The organism is Legionella drancourtii LLAP12 (assembly GCF_000162755.2).
GTDB classification, from domain to species: domain Bacteria; phylum Pseudomonadota; class Gammaproteobacteria; order Legionellales; family Legionellaceae; genus Legionella; species Legionella drancourtii.
In genome coordinates this window covers 1-5,276 of sequence record NZ_JH413814.1, presented here as the reverse complement: position 1 = coordinate 5,276, position 5,276 = coordinate 1, and the positions used below count along the sequence as shown (strand labels likewise).

Here is a 5,276-nt window from a genome sequence, read left to right as displayed (position 1 = left end):
GGTTCCAACCAGGCTCTGAGACATTTGAAGCATAAAATCTTTAACTTAATGGCAGTGCCTCCTCTGCGGGGACGACAGGTTCTGGGAAATTTTAAGTATAAAATCCTTTATCAGGTCACGGCCTTAACAAGTACGAAAGGGAGAAGAAATGCAGTGGATGATTTTGATTGTTTTGTTCGTGAACAGTCTAGGTTTTTCCTATGCGAATTCTTGGGTTTTAAATAATCCCTACCCACAAAGCGATGCGAAAAAGAAGATCTACTATTCCTCGTTTACTGAACAACCAAAAACATTAGATCCGGCATTATCTTATAGTATGAATGAGTATATTTTTATTGAGCAAATTTACGAACCTCTACTGGAATATGATTATTTTTTAAGACCTTATCAGTTAAAACCATTAACGGCGATGCAATTACCGCAGATAAAATATTTGGATGCTCAGCACAATCCTATTGCTGAAAACAGCCCAATTACACCCGCTTATACGGTATACACCGTACAAATTAATAAAGGCATTCTCTATCAACCGCATCCCGCATTGGCCAAGGACAAATCCGGCCATTATCGCTACCATCATTTGTCAGTAAATTATTTAGATAAACATGATATTAATCGACTTGCTGATTTCAAGTTTACTGGAACGCGTGAATTACTTATCGATGACTATATCTATCAAATAAAACGTTTGGCTAATCCTGCTGTAAGTTCTCCTATTTATGGATTAATGAGCGAGTACATTGTTGGTTTTAAAGAGTTCGGTAAGAAATTGCCCACGACTATGCAATATGTTGATCTGCGTAATTACCCATTAACAGGTGTTAACAAACTGGATGATTATACCGTTGAGATTACCTTGAAAGGGCAATATGCCCAGTTTTTATTTTGGTTGGCAATGCCTTTTTTTTCGCCGGTTCCTTGGGAAGCTGATGTCTTTTATGCTCAGCCAGGGATGAGTGATAAGAATCTTTCTTTTAGTTGGTATCCTATAGGTACCGGTCCATTTATGTTAACTAAAAATAATCCCAATCGCCGGATGGTTTTGAATAAAAATCCTAATTTTCGTGCAATGTATTTTCCCGCTGGCGGTTCTCAAGCGGACAAGGGAAAAGGCTATTTGGTCAATGCGGGCAAGCGTCTGCCTTTAATTGATAAAGTTGTGTTTACTTTAGAAAAAGAATCGATTCCGCGCTGGAATAAATTTATGCAGGGTTATTATGATAATTCTGCAGTTGGTGCAGACAGTTTTGATCAGGCAATTCATATTAATAAGCACGGTGCTGCGAGCTTGACGCCCGAAATGCAAAAGAAAAAAGTGTCTTTAACTGAAATGATTGAACCTAGTATTTATTATTTAGGTTTTAATATGTTGGATAATGTAGTTGGGGGTACACGTGAGCGTGCGCGTAAATTAAGACAAGCAATTTCAATTGCGCTGAATTACGATGAAAATATTGCCATTTTTTACAATGGTCGTGGAATTGCTGCTCAAGGCCCCATTCCTCCCGGTATTTTTGGTTATCAGGAAGGGGTTGCGGGAATTAATCCTTATGTTTATGAATGGAAGGATAACGAAGCCGTACGACGGCCCTTGCAGGATGCACGAAAATTAATGGTTGCAGCGGGGTACCCTGGTGGTATTGATCCCGCCACCGGAAAGGCCTTAATTTTGCATTATGATGCGACTACTTCTGGCGGTCCGGAAGATAAAGCTTTATTTGATTGGATGCGTAAACAGTTTGCTAATATTGGTATTGATTTAAATGTCCGAGCCACGTTATATAATCGCTTTCAGGAAAAATTGCGGGTAGGGAATGCGCAAATTTTTTCTTGGGGGTGGGCTGCCGATTATCCAGATCCTGAAAATTTTCTCTTTCAACTTTATGGTGGCAATGGCAAGGTGAAGCATGGTGGGGAAAATACGGCGAATTATGAAAACCCTGAGTTTGATCGTTTATTTGATTTAATGAAAAATCGTAAGAATGATGCATTAAGACAACAAATTATTGATACCATGCTTGCTATTGTTCGGCATGATGCACCTTGGGCCTGGGGCATTCATACCGAGAGTTTTATTTTGTCACAAAGTTGGATGTCACATACAAAACCCAATCCCATTTCTTTAGGAAGCTTAAAATACGTGGCAATTAATGCTTCTGAGCGTGCACGCTTACGCGAGGAATGGAATCAACCTATTTTCTGGCCTTTAGGTTTATTGCTATTGCTGCTTTTAATTTTAGTTTTGCCTTTGCTTATTGCCTATTTAAAAAAGGAAAAACAGCCGGCTGAGAGGATTTATTTACCATGATGAAGTATTTAGTACGTCGATTTTTTTATTCCATACCTATTCTGTTTGGAATTAACTTACTTACTTTTATTTTATTTTTTATGGTGAACACACCTGATGATATAGCACGTATGCACTTAGGCCAAAAGCATGTGCAACAACAGGTTATTGATGATTGGAAAATCGCCCATGGTTATAATTTACCGTTGTTTTTTAATGAGCAAAAGACAGGATTCCAGCAAATTGAGGCCACTTTATTTTTTCAAAAATCGATGAAGCTATTTACCTTTAATTTTGGTATGTCGGATGCTGGCCGTGATATTAGTCAAGACATTAGTTTTAGAATGTGGCCAAGTTTGGCCATTGCCTTACCGGTGTTATTTTTAGATGTAATTAGTAACATTGTGTTAGCGATGGCGATGGCTTTTTTTCGCGGCACTTATCTTGATTTAACAGGGGTGGTGATGTGCATCATTTTGATGTCTATTTCCAGTTTGTTTTACATCATTGGTGGCCAATATTTGTTTGGTAAGCTTCTGCGCCTGGTGCCTATTTCTGGCTATGATGGCGGCCTTGAAGCCTTAAAATTTATTATTCTTCCCGTTGCGGTTGCTGTTCTCAGCGGTTTAGGGGCAGGGGGGCGTTGGTACCGTACTTTATTTTTAGAAGAGATGAATAAAGATTATGTGAAAACAGCGCGCGCGAAAGGCTTGTCAGAACAACAAGTGATGTTTAAACATGTGTTAAAAAATGCCATGCTGCCCATCTTAACGGGCATTGTCGTGCTGATCCCTTCTTTATTTATGGGTAGTTTAATTCTTGAGTCTTTTTTTGGTGTGCCGGGTTTGGGAAGTTATATTATAGACGCCATTCAACAACAGGATTTTGCCATCGTTAGGGCCATGGTATTTTTAGGGTCTATTCTTTATATCATTGGTTTGGTATTGACCGATTTTTCTTATATGTTCGTGGATCCGCGGGTAAGGTTATCGTGAGTGATGCAAAGAAACAGGAAGTTACTAGGTTGAGAATAAAAATATGACTTTTGAATTCCTATGGACCGATAAATGTTTTCTCACACTGCTTATCTTAAGTGTGTTCGTCATCTTATTTAGCTTACGCAAGCAACACATCAGACGTTCTTTTTCCATCATTCTCCATCGACCCATAGCTGTAAGCGCGGGCATCATGCTTTTGTTTTTTATTACCATCGGCGTATTAGACTCCATTCATTTTTCAACACAAAGTAGTGAGTCTGAAACAGCAACTTCATTATTGGATAATCTGCTTGCCCCAATAGGCACCAACTGTGAAAAAACTTATTCGGCTCCTTTAGCTTTAAATCAATTTGTTACTGATACGGTGCTTGTTCATGGTGTGGTGAAGCAAATTTACGCCCCTTTAGTTTATCCGGCAAAATGGGTAAAAACTGAAGCAGAAAAAGTGGCCGTGGTTAAAACGAGCTTAAGGTCGGCGTTAAAAGGCACTATTGTCGCACTGTTGTCGTTTTGGCTTATCGTAATTTTTGTGCGCGCATTTACTCGTAAGCCTGCGATTTTTGTTTTAAGTTCAACTAGCCTTAGCGCGTTAATTACTCTAGGCCTCCTTACGTTTTTTGTGGTATTTAGCTATGAGCTATCACGCGTATTTCATGTTTTAGGAACAGGGCAAATAGGACAGGATATTTTTTATTTCACAATCAAAAGTATTCGTACGGGTTTAATTATTGGCCTGTTAACCACCTTATTTATGTTGCCTTTAGCTTTATTTTTAGGCATTGTTGCCGGGTATTTTGGTGGAATCGTGGATGATATTATTCAATACATTTACACGACCTTAAGCTCTATTCCAGGGGTTTTATTAATTACTGCTTCTGTGTTGTCCTTGCAAACTTATATAGCAAGTCATCCTGACGAATTTACGACTTTAGCGCAAAGCGCGGATGCACGTTTATTGGCTTTATGCTTAATTTTAGGGGTGACCAGTTGGACGAGCCTGTGTCGTTTATTACGCGCCGAAACATTAAAATTGCGTGAAGTCGATTATGTTTTAGCTGCTCGTGCTTTGGGCTCTAATTGGTTCACGATTATCCGTAAGCATTTATTACCGAATGTGATGCACATTGTTATAATTACCTTAGTTTTGGATTTTAGTTTTTTAGTGATGGCTGAGGCTTTGTTATCTTATGTAGGGGTAGGAGTCTCTCCTATGACCATTAGTTGGGGAAATATGATTAACAGCGCACGTCTTGAATTAGCACGTGATCCGGTAATTTGGTGGCCGATGTTGGCTGCATTTATTTTTATGTTTTTGTTAGTATTAGCCATTAATTTATTTGCGGATGCGGTGCGCGATGCTTTTGATCCACGATATTGATTGGGGGAGTTTGCTATAAGATGAACTTCCCAAGCAGTTAGATTCTGCTTGGGATACATTTTATAATGTGAGTGAAGAGGTGGTTGTAGGGAGGGGAGGGGAAATTGAACCGGATTTTCCAGTAAAAAGGCCAACTTTGGTTTTAGATACTTTGATTGGCGTGGATTTTGGTTCTGACCCTGGATTTGGTATCGGTTTTTTAGGCTCTGGACTTTTGTCAAGAAGCTTAGTCATATCTTCTAAATATGATTGTTCTAGTCCTGCATAAATGTGATTCTCAAGTCTTTCTATTCCTAGCTGATGCTTACGATTATATACGATTAAAAAAGACGCCACTTGATCAAGAAAATCGTTAACCGCTATTTTGGGTGATAATTTGGGATTATTAAATACAAATTTAGACATGTCCTTAAATGTATTGCTAATTGGCAAATTAGGGCGCTTTAATTGAGCAACTGAATTTGACAATATATCGCCTACGATGTCTAGATTTGACATAAGGAGGTTGAATTTTTCTTTATCTTTTACATGGTGGGCGGTTACTTTTTCATAAACGGACTGAATAAGTTCTTTGCAGCGAATAACCTCGAATTGTAAGTCTTGTAAGTCATCC

4 protein-coding genes are annotated in these 5,276 nt (G+C 38.8%); 3 read left to right on the top strand and 1 reads right to left on the bottom strand.

What is annotated here, in order from left to right; translation table 11 throughout:
• Positions 1-157 precede the first annotated feature (157 nt).
• From LDG_RS06490 to LDG_RS06480, 3 genes are read left to right on the top strand one after another with little or no spacing between them, the layout of a single operon-like run.
• The gene (locus LDG_RS06490) at positions 158-2,308 is read left to right on the top strand and encodes an ABC transporter substrate-binding protein (RefSeq protein WP_407635268.1); all 2,151 of its coding nucleotides are present in this window, start codon (positions 158-160) and stop codon (positions 2,306-2,308) included.
• Positions 2,305-3,282, top strand: coding sequence for an ABC transporter permease (locus LDG_RS06485; protein WP_006870417.1), 978 nt, complete (start codon positions 2,305-2,307; stop codon positions 3,280-3,282). The genes LDG_RS06490 and LDG_RS06485 overlap by 4 nt, the downstream gene beginning before the upstream one ends.
• A 43-nt stretch (positions 3,283-3,325) precedes the next feature.
• Positions 3,326-4,663 carry an ABC transporter permease gene (locus LDG_RS06480; protein ID WP_040534742.1) on the top strand — a complete coding sequence of 446 codons (1,338 nt, stop codon included), beginning with the start codon at positions 3,326-3,328 and terminating at the stop codon, positions 4,661-4,663.
• Positions 4,664-4,723: 60 nt separating this feature from the next.
• Here the strand turns inward: LDG_RS06480 and LDG_RS19590 are convergent.
• Positions 4,724-5,276, bottom strand: a 553-nt coding sequence (locus LDG_RS19590) for a hypothetical protein (RefSeq protein WP_040534740.1), incomplete at its 5' end; no start/stop codon positions are given.